A 23,309-nucleotide genomic window follows, 5' to 3' on the forward strand; every position below is an offset into this window, starting at 1 on the left:
GGGCCGTCGGTCAGAGGGCGTCCGGGCCGCGTTCGCCGGTCCGTACCCGGACGGCGCTGTCGACCGGAACGCTCCAGACCTTGCCGTCACCGATCTTGCCGGTCCGGGCGGCCTTGACGACGACCTCGATGAGCTGTTCGGCGTCCTCGTCCTCGACGAGGACCTCGATGCGGATCTTGGGGACCAGGTCGACGGTGTACTCGGCGCCCCGGTAGACCTCGGTGTGGCCGCGCTGCCGCCCGTAACCGCTGGCCTCGGTGACGGTGAGCCCCTGGACTCCGAAGGCCTGGAGGGCCTCCTTGATCTCGTCCAGCCGGTGGGGCTTCACGACCGCGGTGATGAGCTTCATGCGTCCACCTTCTTTGCCTTCGGTGCTGCCGTCGTGTCGGGGGCGGTGGTACGGGAGACCGTGCCGCCGCCGGTGCCGCTGAAGTCGTACGCCGTCTCGGCGTGCTCGGCCTGGTCGACGCCGGAGATCTCCTCGTCCTCGGAGACCCGCATCCCGATCGTCTTGTGGATCGCCAGGGCGATGACGGCGGAGACGACGAGAGAGTACGCGAGGACCGCGACGACACCGACGACCTGCTTGCCCAGCTGGTCCACACCGCCGCCGTAGAAGAGGCCCGCGGCGTCGGACTGGACGCCGCCGGTGGCGAAGAAGCCGACCAGGATGGAGCCGATGATGCCGCCGACGAGGTGGACGCCGACGACGTCCAGGGAGTCGTCGTAGCCGAACTTGTACTTGAGTCCGACCGCCATGGCGCACACGACACCGGCGATGGCGCCGACCGCGATGGCGCCCAGCGGGGAGACGGAACCACCCGCGGGGGTGATGGCGACCAGGCCGGCGACCGCGCCGGAGGCGGCGCCCAGGGTGGTGAAGGAGCCGTGGCGCAGCTTCTCGTAGGCGAGCCAGCCGAGGACGGCCGCGGCGGTGGCGACCTGGGTGTTCAGGAACATGACCGCGCCGACGCCGTCGTCGTTGCCGAGCCACGATCCGGCGTTGAAGCCGAACCAGCCGAACCAGAGGAGGGCCGCGCCGAGCATGACGAGCGGCAGGCTGTGCGGCCGCATCGGGTCCTTCTTGAAGCCGATGCGCTTGCCGATGACCAGGATGACGCCGAGGGCGGCGGCACCGGCGTTGATGTGGACGGCCGTACCGCCGGCGAAGTCGATGACGCCCATCTCGAAGAGCCAGCCGCCGGAGCCCCAGACCCAGTGGGCGACGGGGAAGTAGACGACGGTGACCCACAGGACGATGAACAGCGCCCATGCGGTGAACTTCACGCGGTCGGCGAGCGCGCCGCTGATCAGGGCCGGGGTGATGATGGCGAACATCAGCTGGAAGACGGCGAAGACGTAGACCGGGATGGTGGTGCCGTCCCAGAGTTCGTTGAGGCCGATTCCGCTGAGTCCGACGTAGTCGCCGCTCCAGCCGACCACCGAGCCGATGTCGGAGCCGAAGGCCATGCTGAACCCGTAGAGCACCCAGAGGATCGTGACGATCCCGAGGCTGATGAAGCTCATCATCAGCATGTTGAGGGTGCTCTTGACCCGGACCATGCCTCCGTAGAAGAAGGCCAGGCCGGGGGTCATGAGCATCACCAGGGCCGAGCAGATGAGCATGAACCCGGTGTTGGCGGCAGACAGCTCGGGGGCGTCTGCGGCAAGCGTCGTGATGCCTGGGGGCATCGGCGTCTCCTCGTCGTCGGAGCGGCCGCGGCGTGCGGGGGAATGCTGCGGGACCACTGGGGAACAGGTGCGGGCCGGTTATGAGCCACGAGGTTGACGGAGGGCCGTTTCATGGGATGCCGCACGATGTTTCGCGAACGTGACGAAGAGGGATCGCGTGTTACGGCCGAATGAATCGGGGGTGGCGCGTCCGGTGCCCTGCCTACCATGCAGCGCACGCCGCATACGGTGCGGTTGAAACGCCCGAGGGCCCGTTCCTGGGGCCGGAAAGCAGGAAACCGGCCACGGCGACCCTCCGTGTGACCAGGCGATGGGGGAGCCGAGTCGGGGTGTACGGAAGGGGCGCCGCGGCCGGGGCCTCGGGTGCCGGTCAGACCGCTTCGGCGGTCTCCGGCAGCTGCTCGTGGAGCAGCTCGGTGAGCCGGGCGACGTCGGCGACATCGCCGAAGTCCCTGGCAGCGGTGTCGACGGTCTTGCGCAGGCGGGTGTTGACCCGCTCGGAGCGGACCTTCTTGGCGATCTTCAGTGCCTGCCCGGCGAGCACGGTGGACTCCTCCGGCTCCCGCTGGAGGAGGTGGACGGTGGCCATGCCGATGAGGTTGAGCGCGTAGGAGCGCTGGTGCTCGTCGTCCTCGCCGAACAGTTCGACGGCCTTCTCCATGACGGGCTCGGCGAGCGAGGCGTAGGTGGGGCTGCGGCCGGCGACATAGGCCAGGTCGCGGTAGGAGTGGGCGTTCTCGCCGTTCAGCTCGGCCTCGGAGAAGAAGCGGATCCAGTCGGGCTCGGGCTCGCCGTCGAGGCCGGCGTCCAGGAAGGTGTCCTCGGCCATCCGGACGGCCCGCTTGCACTTGCTGGGCTGCCCCATGTTGGCGTAGGCGCGGGCCTCCATCGCATACAGCATGGCCTGCGTACGGGAGGTGGCGCAGTCGCGGCTGCCGTACTGCGCGAGATGGATCAGCTCCAGGGCGTCGTCGGGGCGGCCCAGGTGGATCATCTGGCGGCTCATGCTGGAGAGGATGTAGCTGCCGAGCGGCTTGTCACCGGCCTCCTTGGCGGCGTGCAGGGCGAGCACGAAGTACTTCTGGGCGGTGGGCTGGAGGCCGACGTCGTAGCTCATCCAGCCCGCCAGTTCGGCCAGCTCGGCGGCGCAGCGGAAGAGCCGCTGGGCGGTGGGACCCGGCTGGGGCTCCTGGAGCAGGTCGGTGACCTCGTGCAGCTGTCCGACGACGGCCTTGCGGCGCAGTCCGCCGCCGCACTGGGCGTCCCACTGCCGGAACATCGCGGTGGTCGACTCCAGCAGGTCCAGCTCGGGCCGGGACAGCCGGGAGGGGCGGTGGTCGGCGGCCGGGGCCTCCGGCTCACCGGTCCCCTGCACGGGAACGGGCACCAGCCAGCGCTGCATCGGCTCGATGAGCGCGGGCCCGGCGGCCAGCGCCAGCGAGCTGCCGAGGAAGCCGCGCCGGGCGAGCATCAGGTCGCTGCGGGAGAACTCGCTGAGCAGGGCGACGGTCTGCGGGCCGGCCCAGGGCAGGTCGACCCCGGCCACCGAGGGTGACTGGTGGGCCGTGCGCAGTCCGAGCTGCTCGACGGCGACGACGGAGCCGAAGCGCTCCGAGAAGAGCTCGGAGAGGATGCGCGGGATCGGCTCGCGCGGCTGCTCGCCGTCGAGCCAGCGGCGCACCCGGGAGGTGTCGGTGCTGATGTGGGAGGCGCCCATCTGCCGGGCCCGCCGGTTGACCTGGCGGGCCAGCTCGCCCTTGGACCAGCCACTGCGCACGAACCACGAGCCCAACTGCTCGTTGGGACGCTTTCCGGCATCCGTGTCGCCTGCGCCGCTGCCACTCACTGGAACGCCCCCATCCCGCTGAAACCTCATCGCGCGAACCATTATCAGAATGCCGTGCATCGGTGCTGTCCGTACGGGAGTTGGATGCCCTCGAACAGGAAACCGGGTTGCCTGCGGCATACCCGCGGGTGCACATACTCCCAGAGTTCGTGTACCGACGGTAATCCTACGATCACCCCTCCCGCGAGGGGGATTGAGGAAACGCCACCATTCGCCACCCCTTCGAATGAACCCGACTGCCGCCGCGCGCGCTTGACTTGAGGAATCCGAACCGAGGGCGAGCGCACGGGGGCACTCGGGAGCGCGCACACCGTGTCGCACTCCCTGCCGTACCACCGAGCACGCCACTCGATCGAGTTGCAGCGACGGAGGGTTACCCGAGCCAAGCGTTCCGTAACCACCGGCGAGCCGTACCCGTTGGAGGGGGCATGGGCTTCACGATCGGCGGCATCCGGGAGATGCGATCCGGTGCGCGGCGACGCCACCGCGGCACCGAGGGCACGGCGGTGGCCGAGTACACAGGACTGTGGGGCTGGGCGGTGGCGCCCGGGGCGCGGGCCGCGGCCGGCTCCTGCTCGTGCGGCGATCCGGTGTGCCCCTCCCCCGGCGCCCACCCCCTGGACTTCGCCGGGGAGGTCCCGGCGGGCACCGGGCTGGACCGCGCGGCGGACGCCTGGGCCCGGACCCCCGGCGCCGCGATGCTGCTGCCGGTGGGCCGCTCCTTCGACGTCCTGGAGGTCGCGGAGCAGGCCGGGCGGCGGGCGCTGGTGCGGATGGAGCGCATGGGGCTGCCGCTGGGCCCGGTCACGGTGACGCCGGCCGGGCGGGCCCAGTTCTTCGTCGCCCCCGGGGCCGCCGCCGAACTGCCCGAGCTGCTCTACCGGATGGGCTGGGACGACGCGGGCCTGGATCTGCGGGCCCTCGGCCCGGGGACGCACATCACCGCCCCGCCGTCCGACCTCGGCGGCCTCGGCCCGGTCCGCTGGCTGCGGCCCCCGGTGCTCGACACGGCGGCCGCGCCCCCGCAGGCGCGGCTGCTGCTGGGGACCCTGGCGTACGTCTGCCACCGCTCGTAGGGCCGGGAGCGGGCACGCGAACGGCGGACGGGCGGCAGGCTCCCGCAGGAGCCGCCGCCCGTCCGCCGTGCCGGATCGCGGGGCGCTTCAGTCGCCGATCAGGGCGTCCACGAAGGCGCCCGGCTCGAACGGGGCGAGGTCGTCCGGACCCTCGCCGAGGCCGATCAGCTTCACCGGTACGCCCAGTTCGCGCTGGACCGCGATGACGATGCCGCCCTTGGCGGTGCCGTCGAGCTTGGTGAGGACGATGCCGGTGATGTCCACGACCTCCGCGAACACCCGGGCCTGGACGAGACCGTTCTGACCGGTGGTGGCGTCGAGGACGAGCAGCACCTCGTCCAGCGGGCCGTGCTTCTCGACGACGCGCTTGACCTTGCCCAGCTCGTCCATGAGGCCGGTCTTGGTGTGCAGCCGGCCCGCGGTGTCGACGAGGACGACGTCGGCGCCCTCGGCGATGCCCTCCTTGACCGCGTCGTAGGCGATCGACGCCGGGTCGCCCCCCTCGGGGCCCCGGACCGTACGGGCTCCGACCCGCTCGCCCCAGGTCTGGAGCTGGTCGGCGGCGGCGGCACGGAAGGTGTCGGCGGCACCGAGCACCACGCTGCGGCCGTCGGCGACGAGCACCCGGGCCAGCTTGCCGGTGGTGGTGGTCTTGCCGGTGCCGTTGACGCCGACGACCATGACGACCCCGGGGGTCTCCGCGCCGCCCTCGGTCTTGACCTCGCGGTCGAAGTCCGGGCCGAGCAGGGTGATCAGCTCCTCGCGGAGCAGGGTGCGCAGTTCCTGCGGCGTACGGGTGCCGAGCACGCGGACACGCTCGCGGAGCCGCTCGACCAGTTCCTGGGTGGGGGCGACGCCGACGTCGGCGGTGAGGAGGGTGTCCTCGATCTCCTCCCAGGTGTCCTCGTCGAGGTTGTCCCGGGAGAGCAGGGTGAGGAGCCCCTTGCCGAGCGAGTTCTGCGAGCGGGCGAGGCGGGCCCGCAGGCGGACGAGCCGGCCGGCGGTGGGCTCGGGCACCTCCAGCGCGGGGGCCTCGGGAGCCGGGGCTTCGGCGACCGGGGCCTCCTCCGCGGGCGCGGTGGCGTCCGGGAGGCCGACTTCGTCGATGGTGCGCCGCGCTTCGTCGCGCGGCGTCTCGGCCTCCTCGCCGACCTGCGGTTCGGCGGGAGGGGTGATGGTCGGCGTGCTCGGCGGCGGGGGCGGCAGCTGCTTCTTCTTGCGGCTGCCGACCACGAGCCCGCCGACCAGGCCGACAGCGACCAGGGCGATGACTACAGCGAGGATGACGATTTCGACGAGTTCCATAACCCGTCCAGTATCGGCCACGGCCGTCGCACAGGCGCTGCCCCGGCGGCCCCCGGCGATCCGCTGGGCCCCCTATGCACCTTTTGGCCGCAATGCGGGCGGACACCCCTACACTTCTGATGCTGCGTCAGGTACGGTGCGCCCGCTCGTCCGCCCGTGCAGCAGCCAAGCCGCCCGCTCCGGCGAAGGGACGCCCCGATGGCCTTCACAGTGGTCCGGTTCAATCTCGTCGAGCCCGGGGCGACCCCCGTATCGCTCTCGGCCCGCTACCGCGCCGCTCTGGAGATGGCGGCGTACGCGGACGAGCACGGCCTCGACACCGTGCAGACCGAGGAGCACCACGGGGTGGCGAACTCCTGGCTGCCCTCCCCGTTCACCTTCGCCGGAGCGGTCTTCGGCGCCACCCGCAGGATCGCGGTCACCGTCTCGGCGGTCATCGGGCCGCTGCACGATCCGCTGCGGCTCGCGGAGGACATCGCCGTGCTGGACCTGCTGAGCGCGGGCCGCCTGGTGACGGTGGCGGGGATCGGCTACCGCCCCGAGGAGTACGAACGGGCCGGAGTCGCGTGGGACCGGCGCGGGAGGCTCCAGGACGAGCTGCTGGAGACGTTGCTCGCGGCCTGGACCGGCGAGCCGTTTCCGTACCGCGGCCGTACGGTGCGCGTCACCCCGTGCCCGTACACGCGGCCGCACCCCGCGCTGCTGGTCGGCGGCAGCTCGCGGGCGGCGGCGCGGCGGGCGGCCCGGCTGGGGCTGCCGCTGTTCCCGAGCGCGCATCTGCCGGAGCTGGAGGCGTACTACCGCGAACAGTGCGCGGCCCACGGGACGGAGGGCTTCTGCATGATGCCCGCGGAGCGCACCCCCCTGCTGCACGTCTCCGAGGACCCGGAGCGGACGTGGGCGCTGCACGGGGAGCACCTGCTGCACGAGGCACGGACGTACGCCTCCTGGCAGTCGGGGGACATCCGCTCGGCGGTGCGCTCGGCGGCGACGACGGTGTCGGAGCTGCGCGAGGAGGGGGTGTACCGGATCGTCACGCCGGACGAGCTGGCGGGGATGAAGGCGGAGAGCCTGGTCCTGCATCCGCTGTGCGGCGGAATGCCGGTGGAGGAGGGATGGCGGAGCCTGCGGCTGTTCTGCGAGGCGCGGGCCCGGGAGAGGCCGGCGGCCCCGGCTCAGGGGTGAGCCGGGGCCGCCGGTGGGGAGGAGAGGGGCAGCGGGGGGGGTTAGCCCATCTCCTCCAGCGTTTTGCCCTTGGTCTCCTTCACGAACTTGAGCACGAAGGGGATCGAGAGCACGGCGAAGCCGGCGTAGATGATGTACGTACCCGACAGGTTCCAGTCGGCCAGGCTCGGGAAGCTGGCGGTGATCGCCCAGTTGGCCATCCACTGCGCGAAGACCGCGACGCCGAGGGCGGCGGCGCGCAGGCGGTTCGGGAACATCTCGCCCAGGAAGACCCAGACGACGACACCCCAGGACAGGGCGAAGAAGAGCACGAAGACGTGGGCGGCGACCAGCGCCGTGGCGCCCTGTGCGGTGGGGAGCTTGCCGTCGACCAGGTCGGCGGAGAAGGCCCAGGCCTCGACGGCGAGCGCGACCGCCATGCCGACGGAGCCGACGAGGGCGAGCGGCCTGCGGCCCACCCGGTCCACCAGCACCATCGCGATCACCGTGCCGATGATGTTGATGATCGAGGTGGTGAACGAGTAGAAGAACGAGTCGGTCGGGTCGATGCCGACGGACTGCCACAGCGTCGCCGAGTAGTAGAAGGCCACGTTGATGCCGACGAGCTGCTGGAACATCGACAGGCCGATGCCGACCCAGACGATCGGCAGGAAGAAGAAGCGGTTGCCGAGCAGGTCCTTGAAGGAAGACTTGTGCTCGCGGTGCATGGCGGTCTCGATCTCGGTGACGCGCGCGTCGAGATCGATCTTGTCACCCTCGACCTCTTCGAGGATCTTGCGCGCCTCGGCCTTCTTGCCCACCGAGATGAGGAAGCGCGGGGACTCGGGGATGGCGAAGGAGAGGAGCCCGTACAGGACGGCCGGGACGACCATCACGCCGAGCATCCACTGCCATGCCTCCAGGCCCAGGATCTCGCCGCGCTGGTCGCCGTCGGCGATCTGCAGGACGGCGTAGTTGACCAGCTGGGAGACGGCGATACCGATGACGATCGCGGCCTGCTGGAAGGAACCGAGCCGGCCGCGGTAGGCGGGCGGGGAGACCTCGGCGATGTAGGCCGGGCCGATCACGGAGGCCATGCCGATGGCGAAGCCGCCGATGATGCGCCACATCGCCAGGTCCCAGAGCGCGAACGGCAGCGCGGAGCCGATCGCGCTCGCGGTGAAGAGCACCGAGGCGATCTGCATGCAGCGGATGCGGCCGATCCGGTCCGCGATCCGGCCCGCGGTGGCGGCGCCGATCGCACAGCCGATCAGCGCGATGGCGATGACCTGGGCGAGCGTTCCGGAACCGATGTCGTACCGGTCGCGGATCGCCTCGACGGCGCCGTTGATGACGGAGCTGTCGTAGCCGAAGAGAAAGCCGCCCATCGCCGCGGCCGCGGTGATGAAGATGACATGGCCGAGGTGGTCCGGGGGAACCGCCTTCGCCCCGGACTCGGGTCCGTTCGCTGTGCTGCTGGTCACGTGAACTCCTGATGCCTGGCCGGGGGTCAGACGTGGGGTGTGAGCCTTCCCAGTGGCGCACACCAACGGCACCGCCACCACTTGAAGACCAAATCAACTTCGCAGAGGGTATGCGTTCAAGAATCGAAGTCAAACAGCGGGTCTGCTGTCGTGTACCCCGGGGTGCGCACATGGTGCGTTGAACCTCTGATGATTCGGTAAAAAGATCAGCGCAGCCGCTGGCTGATGACCTTCGAGACCCCGTCGCCCTGCATGGACACGCCGTACAGCGCGTCGGCGACCTCCATCGTCCGCTTCTGGTGGGTGATCACGATCAGCTGCGAGCTCTCCTGGAGCTCCTCCATGATCCGGATCAGTCGCTGCAGGTTGGTGTCGTCGAGCGCGGCCTCCACCTCGTCCATCACGTAGAACGGACTGGGCCGGGCCTTGAAGATCGAGACCAGCAGCGCCACGGCCGTCAGGGACCGCTCGCCGCCCGACAGCAGCGAGAGCCGCTTCACCTTCTTACCCGGCGGACGCGCCTCGACGTCCACACCGGTGGTGAGCATGTTGCCCGGGTCGGTGAGGATGAGCCGGCCCTCGCCGCCGGGGAAGAGCCGCGAGAAGACGCCCTCGAACTGCCGGGCGGTGTCGAGGTAGGCCTCCGTGAAGACCTGCTCGACCCGCTCGTCGACCTCCTTGATCACCTGGAGCAGATCGGCCCGGGTCTTCTTCAGGTCTTCAAGCTGCTCGGACAGGAACTGGTGCCGTTCCTCCAGCGCGGAGAACTCCTCCAGCGCGAGCGGATTCACCTTCCCGAGTTGCTGGTACGCCCGTTCGGCCGACCGCAGCCGCTTCTCCTGCTCGGGCCGCCGGTAGGGCTTCGGCTGGTTGCGCGGGTGCTCAGGATCCTCCGGCAGCTCCTCACCCTCGGCGGCCGGCGACGGCGGTACGGGCCGGCCGGGCCCGTACTCGGAGATCAGCCCCGCGGGCTCCACGCCCAGCTCCTCCAGGGCCTTCGTCTCCAGCTGCTCGATCCGCAGCCGCTTCTCCGCGCCCAGCACCTCGCCCCGGTGGACCGAATCCGTGAGCTTGTCCAGCTCGCCCTTCAGCCCCCGGCCCCGGTCGCGCTCGACGGCCAGTTCGCGCTCCCGTTCGCCCTTCGCCGCCTCGGCCGACGTCCGCTCCTGGTCGGCCCGTACGAGGGACACCTCGACGTGCGCCAGCAGCTGACGGGCGCCCGAGGCCACGGCGGAGGCGACCTCGGCCTCGTAGCGCAGCCGGGCCCGGCGCTGCTCGGCGCGGGCGCGCGCCTCCCGTTCGGCGCGGGCGGCCCGGTCCAGCGAATCGGCCCGCCCGGCCAGCGCCTTGACCCGTTCCTCGTGCGTACGGGCCTGGAGCCGGGCCTCCATCTCGGTCTGGCGGGCGTTGGCCCCGTCGGCGGCGAGCCGGTCCCGCACGGAGGTGTCGGGCTCCTCCTCGGCCGGCGTCTCCTCGGCGACCAGCAGCCGCTCGGCCAGTTCCTCGGCCTCCTCGGTCGCGCGTTCCAGGGCCTCCTGTGCGCGGGTGGCGGAGGCGGTCATGCGCTCGGCCTCGCCCGCCGCGCTGCGGGCCGTCCCGGCTAGCCGCCCGAGCTGCTGGGCGAAGCCGGACCTCTCCCGCTCGGCCGCCCGGCGGCGCTCCCCCAACTCCTCGACGAGCGCGGCCTGCTCCGTGCGCCGCTCCCCCGCCAGACGCTGGGCATCGGCCAGCTCCTCGCACCGCACGGCCAGGTCGGCCAGCTCGGCGGCGGCCTCGTCGACGGACGCCTGGACCTCCAGCAGGCTGGGCGCCCCGGCGGACCCGCCGTGCGCGAAGTGGGTGGAGAGCACGTCCCCCTCCCCGGTCACCGCGGTCAGCCCCGGGTGCGTGGCGACCAGTTCCTCGGCGTCCTCCAGCGTCGCGACGACCACCATGCCCGCGACGAGACGGCGGACGGCCCCGACGAGCGCGGCGGGCCCGCGCACGAGATCGGCGACGGCGGGCGCGGTGGTCGTGGCCGCCCGGGGGCGGGCGTGGTGGAGGCCGGGGGTGTGGGGGTGGGTGGCGCTGGAGTGCAGGGCGTCGGGGCCGGCCGCCTCGGAGCCGACGCCCTGGACAGCCGCTACCTCGGAGCCGACATTGCCGAGGCCGCCCGCGTCGGAGCCGGCGGGGCCCGGACCGGCCACCCCGGAGCCGATGCCCTGGACACCCGCCACCTCGGAGCCGACGCCGTGGGCACCGGCCGCCTCGGCTCTGACGCTGCCCGGACCGGCCACCTCGGGGCCGGCGCCTTGGGCACCCGCTACCTCGGAGCCGACATTGCCGAGGCCGCCCGCGTCGGAGCCGGCGGGGGCGAGGACGGGTTCGCCGGGAGCGCCGCCCTGACCGGGCAGCGCGGCGGACGCGGCGTGGGAGGCATCGTCCCGTGCGGCAGCCGACTCACCGGGCTGCCCCGGCACCGGCGCCTGCTCCGCCGACGCGTCCCGCGCGGGCACCTGCTCGCCCGCCTGCCCCGGCACCTGGTGGGCCGGGACCTCCGCCGCGGCCGGCTCCGCCGCCGCAGCCCCGCCCAGCAGCATCGCCGCGCGGCCGCGTCCCTTTCGCGCAGCAACCGGATCGCGGCGGCGGCGGTGGCCGGGTCCGTGACGGCCAGGGCGTCCGCCGCCGCGCCGAGGGCGGCCGCGACCGGGATCTCGTACCCGGGCTCGACGGTCAGCAGTTCGGCCGCGGGGCCGAGGAGTCCGGCCGGCCGCTCCCGGGCCCCGAGCAGTGCCCCCGTACCGTCCTTGCGGCGGAGCCCCAGGGCCAGGGCCTCGTGCCGGGCCGCCACCGCCGCCCGCCTGCGCTCGGCCGCGGTGGCGTCGTCGCGGGCCGTGCTGTGGGCGGCCTGCGCTCCGGCCAGGGCCTGCTTGGCCTCCTCGTGGCGGGCGGTCAGCTCCTCGTCGACCCCTTCCAGTCCTGCGACCTCGGCCCTGAGCTGCTCGTACTCCTCCTGGGCGGTGACCGCGCGCTCCTGCGCCTCGTCGCGGGAGGCCGCCAGCCGGTCGATCTCGGCCTGGGCCGAACCGGCCCGGCTGCGGGCCGCGTTGACCTGGCCGTTCAGCCGGGCGAGCCCTTCGCGCCGGTCGGCGATGGCGCGGGCGACGTCCTTGAGCCGGCGCTCCTCGGCGGCCAGCTCGCGTTCCAGTTCGGCTCGGTGGGCGACGGTGTCCTCCAGCGCGTGCTCGGCCGCCTCCAGGGCCGCCGTCAGCTCCGCCTCCTGCTCGCGGATCCGGGCCGCCTCGCGCTCCAGGTCCTCGGGGTCGCGGCCACGACGTTCCTCGGCGGGCGCCTCGGAGGCGCTGCGGACCCGGGCGTCGGCCAGCGAGACCGTGCCGCGGACCCGCTCGGCGAGCTGCGAGAGCTCGTACCAGGTCTGCTGGGCGCGCTGCAGTCGGGGCGCGAGCCGGCGCACCTCGCCCTCCAGCTCCGCCTCGCGAACGAGAGCCGTCTTCAGCTCGGCCTCGGCCGCGTCCTTGCGCTTCTTCAGCTCCGCCTCGTCGGCGATCTCGCCGCGCAGCGCGTCCCGCAGGGTCACCAGGTCGTCGGCGAGGAGCCGAAGCCGGGCATCACGCAGGTCGGCCTGGATCACGGCGGCCCGGCGGGCGACGGCGGCCTGCCGGCCGAGCGGCTTGAGCTGTCTGCGCAGTTCGTCGGTGAGGTCCTGGACCCGGGCCAGGTTGGCGCCCATCGCGTCCAGCTTCCGGACCGCCTTCTCTTTCCGCTTGCGGTGCTTGAGCACGCCCGCGGCCTCCTCGATGAAGGCCCGGCGCCCCATCGGGTCGGCGTGCAGAACGGAGTCCAACTGGCCCTGCCCGACGATGACGTGCATCTCGCGCCCGATACCGGAGTCGGAGAGGAGTTCCTGGATGTCGAGGAGCCGGCAGGTGTCACCGTTGATCTGGTATTCGCTGCCGCCATTGCGGAACATGATCCGAGTGATCGTCACCTCGGCGTACTCGATGGGCAATGCGCCGTCGGAATTGTCGATGGTCAGCGACACTTCGGCCCGGCCGAGCGGCGGCCGCCCGGTCGTCCCGGCGAAGATCACGTCTTCCATCTTGCCACCGCGCAGGGATTTGGCCCCTTGTTCCCCCATGACCCAGGAGAGCGCGTCCACCACATTGGATTTGCCGGATCCATTGGGTCCGACGACGCAGGTGATCCCCGGTTCGAACCGCAGGGTGGTGGCGGACGCGAACGATTTGAAACCACGCAGGGTCAGGGCCTTGAGGTGCACGCCGCCGGACTCTACCTTTCGCTCTCGGTTTCGCTGATGAAGGTGCAGGGCACATCAGACGGTAAGCGAAGGGGGGTGGCTCCGGGGGTGGGAGCCGGGCAAAGAAAAAGGGACGCCGAAGCGTCCCTGTGAATCTTCTCGGCGTCGCTGTGCAGCGGGCGTCGCCGTTCATCCAGCTATGGCCCGCGCGTGCATCGTCGTACGACCGGACATCGGCATCCCCGGCGGTGCGGGGACCCCAATGTTCGGGGGACGGCGATCCGTGACGCGGGACGGATCAGAGATGTTCCGAGGCTATGGAGCGTGCCCGGCCCGACCGGCCCGAAGGGGCCGACACGGTCAGGTCAGTGCAGGCTCGCCCTGGGGTACGTCGATGTCGATGCTGTCGAGCAGCGACTCCTGGTGCTGGGCGGCGGCGTTGAGCGCGTCGTTCTCGCCCTGGATCCGGGTGAGCTCGGATTCCAGGTCCTGGACGCGCTGCTGGAGCCGTCGCATCTCGGCGAGGAGTCGCGGGTCGGAACCGCCGACGTAACCGAGAAGCGCCTTTGCCATGATGGATGGTCCTCCACAATGAGTGACCGACCGATGCGGTGTGGGTCGTCAGGGAATCGCACCCGCGGTGCTCGGCAGGGCTCTGTCACCACTGCGGTTCTGCTGCTGACCAGCTCTACCGAACAGCTAAGGTGCGCGGGGTTTTCAGCGTCTCACCAAAAAGTTTGACGGTCAACACGATCACACCCTGTGTACCCGGGTGTCCCGGGGGCGCGCGGCTGGACGATCATGCGGCGCGACTCTCCTGCGGGACCCCGAGGGTGTGGAGATCTTCGTCAATGCCGCAGCCTTGCACGACATTCCGCTTCTGGCAACCATCGGTCGCCACCGGGTCCCGTCGCAGGTCATTTCGGGTGCGGGGGCGGTCGGGCGTCCAGGTGACCGTTCGGCGTGGGGTAGGAACGGAGCGGATCGGAAGCGCTCGGTCCGGGCGGGTTCAGCGGATGGCGAATCCGTCGTAGCCACCGCGCGGGGTGTCCCAGATCTCAGTGACTCCGTCCACGCGCCCGGGTGTGTCGTCGGACCGCAACCAGTCCAGCAGACGGTGGCAATTCTCACGCCGGCCCTCGGCGACGATCTGCACCCTGCCGTCGTCGAGGTTGAGGGCGAACCCGATGAGCCCTCCGATCTCCAAAGCGTTTGCCCTGGTGAACCAGCGGAAGCCTACTTGCTGTACTCGGCCGCGTACCCAGACGACGAGGCGTGCTTCTTCGTTCATGCCCGAACGCTAACCGGCCAATTGCTCAAGAAGCACGCCGCCCCCTTTCACCCATGGGCTACAGTCCCGTCGCAACAGCCTCACTCGATCGGGTGAGTATCGGACGAGTATCGACGGAAAGTCGATCAAGCGACTTCTCCCTCCGCGTTCGATCGCATGCGATCTTCGGAGTTTTCCGCAACGGGGCAGTCGTGTGACGTCGCCATGACGTCCGGAGTATCAGGAAGGCACAGCGCATGGGACGCCACCGACGATCCGCCGCAGGCCCCGCCGCTGAAGAACCCGCGGCCGGGGCCGCTTCCCGGCACCGGGGAACGCGCCGGAAGAAGTCCGCCGTGCCGATCCGGACCGGGCTCCTCGGTGTCTCGGCGGCTGTTGCCGTCGGAGCGGTGGCCGTCGCCTCGGGTCTGATTCCCGGCGACGACACCTACACGACCGGCGCCCCCACCGCCGCGGACCAGGTGCGCACGGACGGCGCCCCGGACCTGCTGACGCAGGGCGGCAGCTCCACCGCGCCGGCCGACCGGTCCTCCTCCCCCACGAGCCGGGGCAGCGAGCGCCCCGAGGCGCCGGACGCTTCGCCGTCGAAGAAGCCCTCCGGGACCCCGTCCACGAAGGCGTCCGCCTCGCCCTCGAAGACGCCGTCGAAGTCGGCTGCGCCGTCCACGTCGGAGAAGCCGGCCGCCACCCCGTCGAAGACGTCGAAGGCCCCCTCGGCCCCGGAGAAGAGCTCCGCCCCGGCGAGCAAGGCCCCGGCGCCGCCGAAGACCTCCGCCGCTCCGCCGCCCAGCAAGAAGCCGAGCCCGTCCCCGACCGACGCCTCCGCGCGCAGCGAGGTTCTGGCCCTGGTGAACCAGGAGCGCGCGAAGGTCGGCTGCTCCCCGCTGACCACCAGCGCCCCGCTGACCTCGCTGGCCCAGAACTTCAGCGAGGACATGGCGGCCCGCGGCTTCTTCGACCACACGGACCCGGACGGCGACACCCCCTGGGACCGGGCCGCGCAGGCGGGCGTCCAGGGGCTCGCGGCGGAGAACATCGCCCGCGGCCAGGCGGACGCCCAGGCCGTGATGGAGGGCTGGATGAACAGCGAAGGCCACCGGGCGAACATTCTCAACTGCGATTACCAGACCATCGGCATCGGCGTCCACGAGGGCTCCGGCGGCCCGTGGTGGGTCCAGAACTTCGGCTTCTGACCCGCCCGTCAGGCCCCCTTGCTCCCGTGCAGCGCTCCCTCCGAGTGGGCGCTGTGCGGGAGTAAGCTTGTGGCATGGCCAGCGATACGGGTACGGACAGCTTCGACAGCCTCGCGTTCGACGTCTTCTCGCGTGCGTGCCCCTCCCGCTCGACGCTGGAGCACGTCACCGGGCGCTGGGGCGGTCTGACCCTCGGCGCGCTGTACGAGGAGAGTCTCCGGTTCAACGAGCTGCGCCGCCGGGTCGACGGAGTCAGCGAGAAGATGCTCTCGCAGACCCTGCACGCCCTGGAGCGGGACGGGCTCGTCCTGCGGGAGGCCCAGCCGGTGAACCCGCCCCGGGTGGACTACGAGCTCACCCCGTTCGGCCGGGAGGTCGCCGGGAAGCTCCTGGGGCTCATCCACTGCGTCGAGGGGCGGATGGACGAGGTCCTGGCCTCCCGGGCGCGCTACGACGAGACGCGCGGCGGCCGCTGACAGCGCGGGCAGTAGTAGCTGGAGCGGTTCATCCAGGCGCGGCGGCGCATCGGGGTGGAGCACCGGTTGCAGGGCTCGCCCTCCCTGCCGTACGCGTCGAGCGACCGGTCGAAGTAGCCGGACTCGCCGTTCACGTTGACGTACAGGCTGTCGAAGCTGGTGCCGCCCTGGGCGAGCGCCGCGTTCATGACGTCCCGGGCGTGGCCGAGCAGCTCGGCGGACTTGGGGCGGGTGAGGGTCGCGGTCGGCCGGTCGTAGTGCAGCCTGGCCCGCCAGAGTGCCTCGTCGGCGTAGATGTTGCCGACGCCGCTGATCAGCGACTGGTCGAGCAGGGCACGTTTGACGGTGGTGCGGCGCAGGCGCAGCGCGGTGTGGAACGCAGCTTCGTCGAAGAGCGGGTCGAGCGGGTCCCGGGCGATGTGCGCGATGGTGTCGGGCAGCCCGTCGGGGGTGTTGCCGTGCAGCGAGAGCCCGCCGAAGGTGCGCTGGTCGACGAAGCGCAGCTCGGTGCCGAGGGCGTCGTCGAACCGCATCCGGATCCGCAGGTGCTTCTCGTCAGGTGCGTCGGCGGGCTGCACCAGCAGCTGCCCGCTCATCCCGAGGTGGCCCAGCAGCGAGGCGGAGGCCTCCTCGATCGGCACCCAGAGGTACTTGCCGCGCCGCATCGCCGCACCCAGGCGGGCCCCACGGAGCCGGGCGGCGAAGTCGACGCCGCCCGCGAGGTGCCGGCGGACCGAGCGCGGGTGGAGGACCTCGACCTCGGTGACGGTGCGCCCGCTGACCCAGCGCTCAAGTCCCCTGCGGACGACTTCGACCTCGGGCAGCTCGGGCACGGTGCACCACTCCAGACACATCGACGGTAGTACGGGGGACGGGGCGGGCGAAAACGCGGTGGCCACGGCGGTCGAGGTGACGACGGTGGCCGCGAGGACCACCGGAACCGCGCCCCTGGACAGGGAAAACCCCTCGGTGCACCTGGCACCGAGGGGTTCCCGTTTCGCTTCAGGCCGGAGCGGCGTCCGTGTTCGGCGACGGGTCGGCAGGGGTGTCGGCGGCCCCTCCGTCGGCCGCGGACTTCTCCGCGGCCTGCCGTGCCTCTGCGGCGGCGCTGATCTCGCGCCAGGCGGACTCGGCCGCCTGCTGCTCCGCTTCCTTCTTGCTACGGCCGGTGCCGGTGCCGTACGAGACACCACCGACGCGAGCGGCAGCAGTGAAGGTCTTCTCGTGATCCGGGCCGGTCTCCGTGACGAGGTACTCGGGGACTCCGAGGCTCTCGCTCGCGGTGAGCTCCTGGAGGCTGGTCTTCCAGTCCAGGCCGGCACCGAGGTTCGAGGACCTGTCGATCAGCGGGTCGAAGAGCCGGTGGACCAGCTCCGAGGCCGCGCTGAGGCCCTGGTCGAGATAGACCGCGCCGATCACTGCTTCCAGTGTGTCGGCGAGGATGGAAGCCTTGTCCCGGCCGCCCGTGCCCTCTTCACCCCGGCCGAGCCGGATGAAGGAGCCGAGTTCGAGGCCGCGGCCCACTTCCGCCAGCGCACGCGAGTTGACCACCGCGGCCCGCAGCTTGGCCAGCTGGCCTTCGGGCAGGTCGGGATGGGTGCGGTACAGCGTGTCCGTGACCACCAGGCCGAGCACCGAATCCCCGAGGAATTCGAGCCGCTCGTTGGTGGGCAGACCGCCGTTCTCGTACGCGTACGAACGATGGGTCAGCGCACGCACCAGAAGGGCGGACTCGAGGTGATACCCGAGCCGCCCTTCCAGAAGCGTGTGGGACGAGGCTGTGTTGACGTTGTCTGCCTGCTTCTTGGCGCTGGACAACTCAGACATCGGGCCTCTCACCAGCCGCTCAGACCTCGAGGACCTGGCGCTTGTTGTAGGTGCCGCAGCTCGGGCACGCAATGTGCTGGAGCTTGGGCTCCTGGCAACGCTCGCACGAAACCAGGGTGGGGACCGCAGCCTTCCACTGCGACCGGCGGTGGCGCGTGTTGCTGCGCGACATCTTCCGCTTCGGAACAGCCACGGCTACTTCTCCTGCTTCTCGTCGACGCCCGGTTCGGCGCCGCCCATGTTGTCCTTCTCGCCGTCCTGAACGGTCTCGGCGAGTCCTTGCAGTGCCGCCCAACGGATGTCGACGGCGTCGTGGTGGTGGCCCGGATTCTCGTCCAGCCTGATTCCGCATTCGGAACACAGACCGGCGCAGTCCTCCGAGCACACCGGCTGCATGGGCAGTGCGAGCACTACCGCGTCACGCAGCATGGGTTCGAGGTCGAACAAGCCGTCCTCGAGAAAGAACCTGTCCTCGTCGTCCTCGGCGTCGTCGGCCGGTTCCGCCGCAGTGCTGCGGCCCCGGTCATCGGCGTCAGGGTACGAGAACATTTCCTGGAAGTCCGCGTCGACCTCTACGGTCAGCGGCTCCAGACACCTTACGCACTCCCCCTCGGCGGTGGCACGGGCGGTGCCTGTGACAAGCACCCCTTCCATGACCGATTCGAGGCGGAGGTCCAGCTCCACGGGTGCGCCTTCCGGCACACCGATGACGCCGTCGATGCCCAGGACCGGTGAACCGGGTGCTTCCACCGAGCGGGACAGCCGCTTCATGGCACCGGGACGCCGGCCCAGCTCGTGCGTATCGAACACGAGGGGGTTGCGGTGGTCGAGGTGGCCGTTCAGGGCTTCTCCTGCTTTCGAATCATGGGTGTCGTACTGCGAAGGAGGGGGCCGTCTCCCCGGCCCGGGACGAACCGCCCGGTTTCGCGGACGAAAACGGGCAGCAGTGATCGCGGACCTAGGTGCGACCGAGGATTCAGGATACTGGACGGACCGCTCAGCACCCAATCGGGGCAACCCCGCCGGGGTCAGCGCCCCTGTTCGTACCGGCGCAGCTGCTCCAGGTCGATCATGCTCGTGTCGAAGAGGCTGGTCTCGTCCAGCGCGCCGCCGCCCTGCTGGTCGGACGACGGGCCGTGCTGCTGGGTCTGCTGCTGCCAGCCGTAGTCGGGCTCGCCGGTGGGCCGGGGCGGGTAGCCGCCGGGGTCGTAGCCCCCCTGCTGCTGGTAGGCGGCGTACGGGTCGGGCTGCTGGTAGCCGTAGGCGTCCTGGACGCCCTGCTGGAGCGGCTGCTCCTGGTAGCCGTAGGCCGTCTGCGCGTAGTCCGGCTCGGCCGTCGGCTGCGCCGGGTAGGCGGGCTGCCGGGCCGCCTGCCGGGGTTCGGGGGTGGCCAGCTCGGCGAGGCCGGCCAGATAGTCGGCGTCGCTGGTGTGGCCCTGGCCCGCCGCGGCGTCCTGGGCGGCGATGTGCGCGCCGAGGTCGTCCGTGGCGACCCGGCCGTGCAGCTTCTGCCGGCCGCGGCCGACCGCCTCCAGGGTCTTGGCCAGGACGGCCTCGAAGGCGCCGAACTTGGCGTCGACGTAGTCGTCGGCCCGCCGCTTCAGCGTCTCGGGGTCGGCGCTGCGCTCGGGGGCCTCGGTGAAGTCGGGGTCCTCGTAGCCCTGCTCGTCCAGGCCCTGGCCGCGGCCGAGGAGCTTCTCGCGGCCCCGGTCCACGGAGCCGATGGTCTTGGTGAGGACGACCTCGAAGTTGGCGAGCTTGCTGTCGACGTAGTCGTCGGCCTCGGCCCGGACCTCCTCGGCCTCGCGGCGGGCCTCGGACAGGATCCGGTCGGCCTCGCTCTGCGACTGCCGGGCGATCTCGGTCTCGGAGATCAGCGAGGCGCGCTGGGCGTGAGCGGATTCGATGATCCGGTCGGCCTCCTGGCGGGCCTGCTCGGCGAACTGCTCCTGGCCGCCGAGCAGCTCCTGGGCCTGGGCGAGGGAGCCGGGCAGGGCCTGGCGCACCTCTTCGAGCAGGGCGAGCAGCTCGGCGCGGTTGACCACGCACGAAGCCGACATGGGCATGGATCGGGCGCTCCCGACCGCGTCGACGATCTCGTCGAGCTTCTTCTGCACGTCCACCGTGTGCTCGCCACTCTCTGCTGCTCTGTTGAAGCTGCTGCTTGGTTGGAGACGGACGGGACGACTGTAAGGCCAGTCGGCCGCCGCCCGACACCTGGTGACGGCCCGTCAGCGCCTCAGCGTTCGCCGAGCCGCTTCACGAGCGCCTCGTGGACGGTCGGCGGCAGCAGGTGGGAGACGTCGCCGCCCCAGGTCGCCACCTCCTTGACCAGCGAGGACGACAGGAAGCTGTACGTCGGGTTGGTCGGCACGAAGAGCGTCTCGACGCCGGAGAGGCCGTTGTTCATCTGGGCCATCTGCAGCTCGTAGTCGAAGTCGCTGACGGCGCGCAGGCCCTTCACGATCGCCGGGATCTCCCGCTGCTTGCAGAAGTCGACCAGCAGCCCGTGGAAGGACTCCACCTCGACGTTGCCGAAGTCGGCGGTGACCTCACGGATCAGCTCGATCCGCTCGTCCACGGTGAACAGCCCCTTCTTGGACTGGTTGATCATCACCGCCACGTGCACCACGTCGTACAGCTTCGAGGCTCGTCCGATGATGTCGAGATGTCCGTTGGTGATGGGGTCGAACGACCCCGGACAGACGGCGCGGCGCACTGTGATTCCCTCGCTCTCCGGTCCGGTCATCGTGCGTCTTCGCACGTAGCGGCGGCGCGACCGTACCAAAGCGTCCCCTCGCCGTACCGACGGGACCGCAGTGGCTCGAATCCGGCGGGCCAGCCGAATTCTCCGCCCCGGGTGCTGCGTTCCACGGTGACGAGCACATCGTCCGCCAGCCACCCCTGAGCGCGGAGTGTGAGCAGGATCTCGCGAAGATCGTCGTCGGTGACGGCGTACGGCGGATCGAGGAAGACGATGTCGTACGGGTCGGCGGGCGCCGGGCCTGTCACGATCTGCTCGGCTTTGCCGGTACGGACCTCGGCGCCCGGGAGGCCGAGGGTGCGGACGTTGTCGCGGACGGTGCGGACGGCCTTCGGGTCGGCCTCCACGAGCAGGGCGTGGACCGCGCCGCGGGAGAGCGCTTCGAGGCCGACGGCGCCGGATCCGGCGTACAGATCGGCGACCCGGGCCCCCTCCAGGGTGCCCAGAAGCGCCTGCCAGGTGGAGAAGAGGCCCTCGCGCGCGCGGTCGGACGTGGGGCGGGTACCGGTGCCGGGCGGGACGGCCAGGCGGCGTCCGCCGGCCGAGCCGGCGATCACGCGGGTCATGGGTGTGGGGTCCTCGGGGTCGGGGGCGTGCGGGGGCCGCACCGACGGGCACCCCCGATGAACAACGCCGGAGGCGCGCGTACGGGCGCGGGCCGTGCGTCCACGATATGGCGTACGCCCCGCACCGGCAGGGCGGCCCCGGGGCTCACCCCTTGTCCAGATACTCCTCGCGCTCCTTGTCCAGCAGGGCGGTCAGCACCGTGCGCAGCTCCGGCAGGTGCTCCAGCTCCGGGTCGGCGGCGACGATCGCCACGGCCTCCTCGCGGGCCGCCGCGATCACCTCCTCGTCATCGATGACGGCGAGCATCCGCAGCGAGGAGCGCACCCCGGACTGGGCCTGGCCCAGCACATCGCCCTCGCGGCGCTGCTCCAGGTCGATCCGGGAGAGCTCGAAGCCGTCGAGGGTGGCGGCGACGGCGGAGAGGCGGGCGCGAGCGGGGCTCGCCTCGTGGGCCTCGCTGACCAGCAGGCAGAGGCCCGGGGCGGAGCCCCGGCCGACCCGCCCGCGCAGCTGGTGGAGCTGGGAGACGCCGAAGCGGTCGGCGTCCATGATCACCATGGCGGTGGCGTTGGGGACGTTGACGCCGACCTCGATGACGGTGGTGGCGACCAGGACGTCGACGTCCCCGGCGGCGAACCGGCGCATGACGTCGTCCTTCTCGTCGGGGTGCATACGGCCGTGCAGCACCTCGACGCTCAGCCCGGCCAGCGCGCCCCCGCGCAGCTCGTCGGCGATCTCCAGGACGGCGAGCGGCGGGCGCTTGTCCGGATCCTGCTCGGCGGCCTTCTTCTTGGCGGCCTTCCCCCCGGCCTCGTCCGCGTCGTCCCCGATGCGGGGGCAGACCACATACGCCTGGTGGCCGTTCTCGACCTCCTCGCGGACGCGTTCCCAGGCGCGGGCGAGGAAGTGGGGCTTGTCCTTGGCGGGGACGACATGGCTGGCGATCGGGGAGCGGCCGGCCGGGAGCTGGTCCAGGACGGAGGTCTCCAGGTCGCCGAAGACCGTCATCGCGACCGTACGGGGGATGGGGGTGGCGGTCATGACGAGGAGGTGGGGCGGCTGCTTGCCCTTCGAGCGCAGGGCGTCGCGCTGTTCCACGCCGAAGCGGTGCTGTTCGTCCACGACGACCAGGCCCAGGTCGTGGAACTGGACCTTGTCCTCGATGAGGGCGTGGGTGCCGATGACGATCCCGGCCTCGCCGGTGACCAGGTCGAGGAGGGCCTGACGGCGGGCGGCCGTGCCCATGGAGCCGGTGAGCAGGACGACCTTGGTGCCCCGGTCCGAGCCGCCCAGCATGCCGCCCTCGGCCAGCTCCCCCATCATCTCGGTGATCGAGCGGTGGTGCTGCTGGGCGAGGACCTCGGTGGGGGCGAGCATCGCGGCCTGGCCGCCCGCGTCGACCACCGCGAGCATGGCGCGCAGGGCCACCATGGTCTTGCCCGATCCGACCTCGCCCTGGAGGAGGCGGTGCATCGGGTGCTCGGTGGCCAGGTCGTCGAAGATCTCCTTGCTGACCTTCTCCTGGCCCTCGGTGAGGGTGAAGGGCAGCTTGGCGTCGAACGCGTCCAGCAGGCCGTCCGCGACGGGCCGGCGGGCGGCGGCGGGCAGCTGGGTCTCGGCGTACCGGCGGCGGGCCAGGGCGACCTGGAGGACGAACGCCTCGTCCCATTTGAGCCGGGCCTTGGCGTCCTCGATGTCCGCCTTGGTCTGCGGCCGGTGCACCTTGAGCAGGGCTTCGGGCAGCGGGGTGAAGCCGCGTCCCTCGCGCAGGGCGGCGGGCAGCGGGTCCACCGCGTCCCGGGCGCTGGGCAGGACGGCGTCCACGGCCTTGGCGATCCGCCAGGAGTCGAGCTGCTTGCACGCGGGGTAGATCGGCAGCAGCCGCCCGGCGAAGGCGTCCACGGCCTCGGTGGCCTCGTCGGCGTCGGAGGCGTCGAGCAGCTGGTAGGTGGGGTGGGCCAGCTGCATCTTGCGGTTGAAGACGGAGACCTTGCCCGCGAACATCGCCTGGCGGCCGGGGAGCAGCTCCTTGTGCGGCTTGTGGACGCCGTGGCCGAAGAAGACGAGCTGGAGGCGGCCGCTGCCGTCGGTGAGGGTGACCTCCAGGCGTTTGCCCCGGCCGTTGTTGAACATCAGGATGCGGGCGTCGGCGACCTGGGCGACGACCGTGACGTGCTCGTCCAGCGGGAGGTCGGCGAGCGCGGTCAGCTTGCCGCGCTCCTCGTACCGCCGCGGGTAGTGGTGCAGCAGGTCCCCGACCGTGTGCAGGCCGAGGTGTTCGGCCATCACCTTCGCGGTGGCTCCGCCGAGCAGCTTCTTGAGGGGTTCATCGAACGAGGACACGCGATCCATTGCACACCACGGCA

Annotated in this window: 19 protein-coding genes and 1 pseudogene; 4 read left to right on the forward strand and 16 right to left on the reverse strand. The window is 71.4% G+C overall.

What is annotated here, in order from left to right; translation table 11 throughout:
* Positions 1-10: 10 nt before the first annotated feature.
* From KME66_RS07480 to KME66_RS07490, 3 genes are all read right to left on the reverse strand, one after another.
* Entirely contained in the window at positions 11-349 is a 339-nt protein-coding gene (locus tag KME66_RS07480) for a P-II family nitrogen regulator (protein ID WP_073213870.1), read from the reverse strand.
* Complete coding sequence (locus KME66_RS07485; RefSeq protein WP_216320362.1) at positions 346-1,692, reverse strand: ammonium transporter; 1,347 nt, start codon at positions 1,690-1,692, stop codon at positions 346-348. Before KME66_RS07485 ends, KME66_RS07480 begins: the two co-directional genes overlap by 4 nt.
* Positions 1,693-2,062: 370 nt before the next feature.
* Positions 2,063-3,538 (reverse strand): hypothetical protein, encoded by a 1,476-nt coding sequence (locus KME66_RS07490; RefSeq protein ID WP_073213875.1) that lies wholly within the window; start codon positions 3,536-3,538, stop codon positions 2,063-2,065.
* 428 nt (positions 3,539-3,966) lie between these two features.
* On the opposite strand from KME66_RS07490, the gene KME66_RS07495 reads away from it, so the two are divergent.
* A complete protein-coding gene (locus KME66_RS07495) occupies positions 3,967-4,614 on the forward strand; it encodes a bifunctional DNA primase/polymerase (protein ID WP_073213878.1) in 648 nt (215 codons plus the stop codon).
* 87 nt (positions 4,615-4,701) lie between these two features.
* Here the strand turns inward: KME66_RS07495 and ftsY are convergent, their stop codons facing one another.
* On the reverse strand, positions 4,702-5,919 hold the full coding sequence (gene ftsY / locus KME66_RS07500) for a signal recognition particle-docking protein FtsY (RefSeq protein WP_073213891.1): 1,218 nt from the start codon (positions 5,917-5,919) through the stop codon (positions 4,702-4,704).
* Positions 5,920-6,117: 198 nt separating this feature from the next.
* Between ftsY and KME66_RS07505 the strand changes: the two genes are divergently transcribed.
* Positions 6,118-7,104 (forward strand): LLM class flavin-dependent oxidoreductase, encoded by a 987-nt coding sequence (locus KME66_RS07505; RefSeq protein WP_216320365.1) that lies wholly within the window; start codon positions 6,118-6,120, stop codon positions 7,102-7,104.
* A 41-nt stretch (positions 7,105-7,145) separates the two neighbouring features.
* Here the strand turns inward: KME66_RS07505 and KME66_RS07510 are convergent, their stop codons facing one another.
* The 4 genes and pseudogenes from KME66_RS07510 to KME66_RS07525 form a co-directional block, all read right to left on the reverse strand.
* A complete protein-coding gene (locus tag KME66_RS07510; protein WP_216320368.1) occupies positions 7,146-8,567 on the reverse strand; it encodes a sugar porter family MFS transporter in 1,422 nt (473 codons plus the stop codon).
* Positions 8,568-8,773: 206 nt separating this feature from the next.
* Positions 8,774-12,846, reverse strand: a pseudogene (locus KME66_RS07515) (AAA family ATPase).
* Between the two features lie 339 nt (positions 12,847-13,185).
* Entirely contained in the window at positions 13,186-13,398 is a 213-nt protein-coding gene (locus tag KME66_RS07520) for a hypothetical protein (RefSeq protein WP_073213902.1), read from the reverse strand.
* Between the two features lie 436 nt (positions 13,399-13,834).
* A complete protein-coding gene (locus KME66_RS07525; RefSeq protein WP_065478485.1) occupies positions 13,835-14,116 on the reverse strand; it encodes an acylphosphatase in 282 nt (93 codons plus the stop codon).
* Positions 14,117-14,352: 236 nt separating this feature from the next.
* On the opposite strand from KME66_RS07525, the gene KME66_RS07530 reads away from it, so the two are divergent.
* Both KME66_RS07530 and KME66_RS07535 read left to right on the forward strand, forming a co-directional pair.
* Positions 14,353-15,309: a CAP domain-containing protein gene (locus KME66_RS07530; protein WP_216320371.1), complete on the forward strand. Its 957-nt coding sequence runs from the start codon at positions 14,353-14,355 to the stop codon at positions 15,307-15,309.
* 74 nt (positions 15,310-15,383) lie between these two features.
* The gene (locus KME66_RS07535) at positions 15,384-15,785 is read left to right on the forward strand and encodes a helix-turn-helix domain-containing protein (RefSeq protein WP_216320373.1); all 402 of its coding nucleotides are present in this window, start codon (positions 15,384-15,386) and stop codon (positions 15,783-15,785) included.
* Here the strand turns inward: KME66_RS07535 and mutM are convergent.
* From mutM to recG, 8 genes are all read right to left on the reverse strand, one after another.
* Positions 15,758-16,618 carry a bifunctional DNA-formamidopyrimidine glycosylase/DNA-(apurinic or apyrimidinic site) lyase gene (mutM, locus tag KME66_RS07540; RefSeq protein ID WP_216320376.1) on the reverse strand — a complete coding sequence of 287 codons (861 nt, stop codon included), beginning with the start codon at positions 16,616-16,618 and terminating at the stop codon, positions 15,758-15,760. The genes KME66_RS07535 and mutM overlap by 28 nt on opposite strands.
* Positions 16,619-16,787: 169 nt before the next feature.
* Entirely contained in the window at positions 16,788-17,612 is an 825-nt protein-coding gene (rnc, locus tag KME66_RS07545; protein ID WP_003965979.1) for a ribonuclease III, read from the reverse strand.
* Positions 17,613-17,631: 19 nt separating this feature from the next.
* The gene (gene rpmF / locus KME66_RS07550; protein ID WP_003965982.1) at positions 17,632-17,805 is read right to left on the reverse strand and encodes a 50S ribosomal protein L32; all 174 of its coding nucleotides are present in this window, start codon (positions 17,803-17,805) and stop codon (positions 17,632-17,634) included.
* Between the two features lie 2 nt (positions 17,806-17,807).
* A complete protein-coding gene (locus KME66_RS07555; RefSeq protein WP_236726230.1) occupies positions 17,808-18,383 on the reverse strand; it encodes a DUF177 domain-containing protein in 576 nt (191 codons plus the stop codon).
* 257 nt (positions 18,384-18,640) lie between these two features.
* Positions 18,641-19,735 carry an ATP synthase F0 subunit B gene (locus tag KME66_RS07560; protein ID WP_216320378.1) on the reverse strand — a complete coding sequence of 365 codons (1,095 nt, stop codon included), beginning with the start codon at positions 19,733-19,735 and terminating at the stop codon, positions 18,641-18,643.
* Between the two features lie 116 nt (positions 19,736-19,851).
* Entirely contained in the window at positions 19,852-20,331 is a 480-nt protein-coding gene (coaD, locus tag KME66_RS07565) for a pantetheine-phosphate adenylyltransferase (protein ID WP_007448181.1), read from the reverse strand.
* Between the two features lie 26 nt (positions 20,332-20,357).
* Positions 20,358-20,942 carry a 16S rRNA (guanine(966)-N(2))-methyltransferase RsmD gene (rsmD, locus tag KME66_RS07570; RefSeq protein WP_073213916.1) on the reverse strand — a complete coding sequence of 195 codons (585 nt, stop codon included), beginning with the start codon at positions 20,940-20,942 and terminating at the stop codon, positions 20,358-20,360.
* 145 nt (positions 20,943-21,087) lie between these two features.
* Complete coding sequence (recG, locus tag KME66_RS07575) at positions 21,088-23,295, reverse strand: ATP-dependent DNA helicase RecG (RefSeq protein ID WP_178378883.1); 2,208 nt, start codon at positions 23,293-23,295, stop codon at positions 21,088-21,090.
* Positions 23,296-23,309: the final 14 nt, after the last annotated feature.

The organism is Streptomyces sp. YPW6 (assembly GCF_018866325.1).
Lineage (GTDB): Bacteria > Actinomycetota > Actinomycetes > Streptomycetales > Streptomycetaceae > Streptomyces.

What these genes read in the sequence shown, in the direction of transcription:
- KME66_RS07505 (WP_216320365.1), top strand. Translation starts at nt 6,118, where the DNA reads ATGGCCTTCACAGTGGTCCGGTTCAATCTCGTCGAGCCCGGGGCGACC.
- KME66_RS07555 (WP_236726230.1), bottom strand. Translation starts at nt 18,383, where the DNA reads ATGAAGCGGCTGTCCCGCTCGGTGGAAGCACCCGGTTCACCGGTCCTG.
- KME66_RS07485 (WP_216320362.1), bottom strand. Translation starts at nt 1,692, where the DNA reads ATGCCCCCAGGCATCACGACGCTTGCCGCAGACGCCCCCGAGCTGTCT.
- recG (WP_178378883.1), bottom strand. Translation starts at nt 23,295, where the DNA reads ATGGATCGCGTGTCCTCGTTCGATGAACCCCTCAAGAAGCTGCTCGGC.
- KME66_RS07535 (WP_216320373.1), top strand. Translation starts at nt 15,384, where the DNA reads ATGGCCAGCGATACGGGTACGGACAGCTTCGACAGCCTCGCGTTCGAC.
- KME66_RS07530 (WP_216320371.1), top strand. Translation starts at nt 14,353, where the DNA reads ATGGGACGCCACCGACGATCCGCCGCAGGCCCCGCCGCTGAAGAACCC.
- KME66_RS07520 (WP_073213902.1), bottom strand. Translation starts at nt 13,398, where the DNA reads ATGGCAAAGGCGCTTCTCGGTTACGTCGGCGGTTCCGACCCGCGACTC.
- KME66_RS07495 (WP_073213878.1), top strand. Translation starts at nt 3,967, where the DNA reads ATGGGCTTCACGATCGGCGGCATCCGGGAGATGCGATCCGGTGCGCGG.
- ftsY (WP_073213891.1), bottom strand. Translation starts at nt 5,919, where the DNA reads ATGGAACTCGTCGAAATCGTCATCCTCGCTGTAGTCATCGCCCTGGTC.
- KME66_RS07480 (WP_073213870.1), bottom strand. Translation starts at nt 349, where the DNA reads ATGAAGCTCATCACCGCGGTCGTGAAGCCCCACCGGCTGGACGAGATC.
- rsmD (WP_073213916.1), bottom strand. Translation starts at nt 20,942, where the DNA reads ATGACCCGCGTGATCGCCGGCTCGGCCGGCGGACGCCGCCTGGCCGTC.
- rnc (WP_003965979.1), bottom strand. Translation starts at nt 17,612, where the DNA reads ATGTCTGAGTTGTCCAGCGCCAAGAAGCAGGCAGACAACGTCAACACA.
- KME66_RS07525 (WP_065478485.1), bottom strand. Translation starts at nt 14,116, where the DNA reads ATGAACGAAGAAGCACGCCTCGTCGTCTGGGTACGCGGCCGAGTACAG.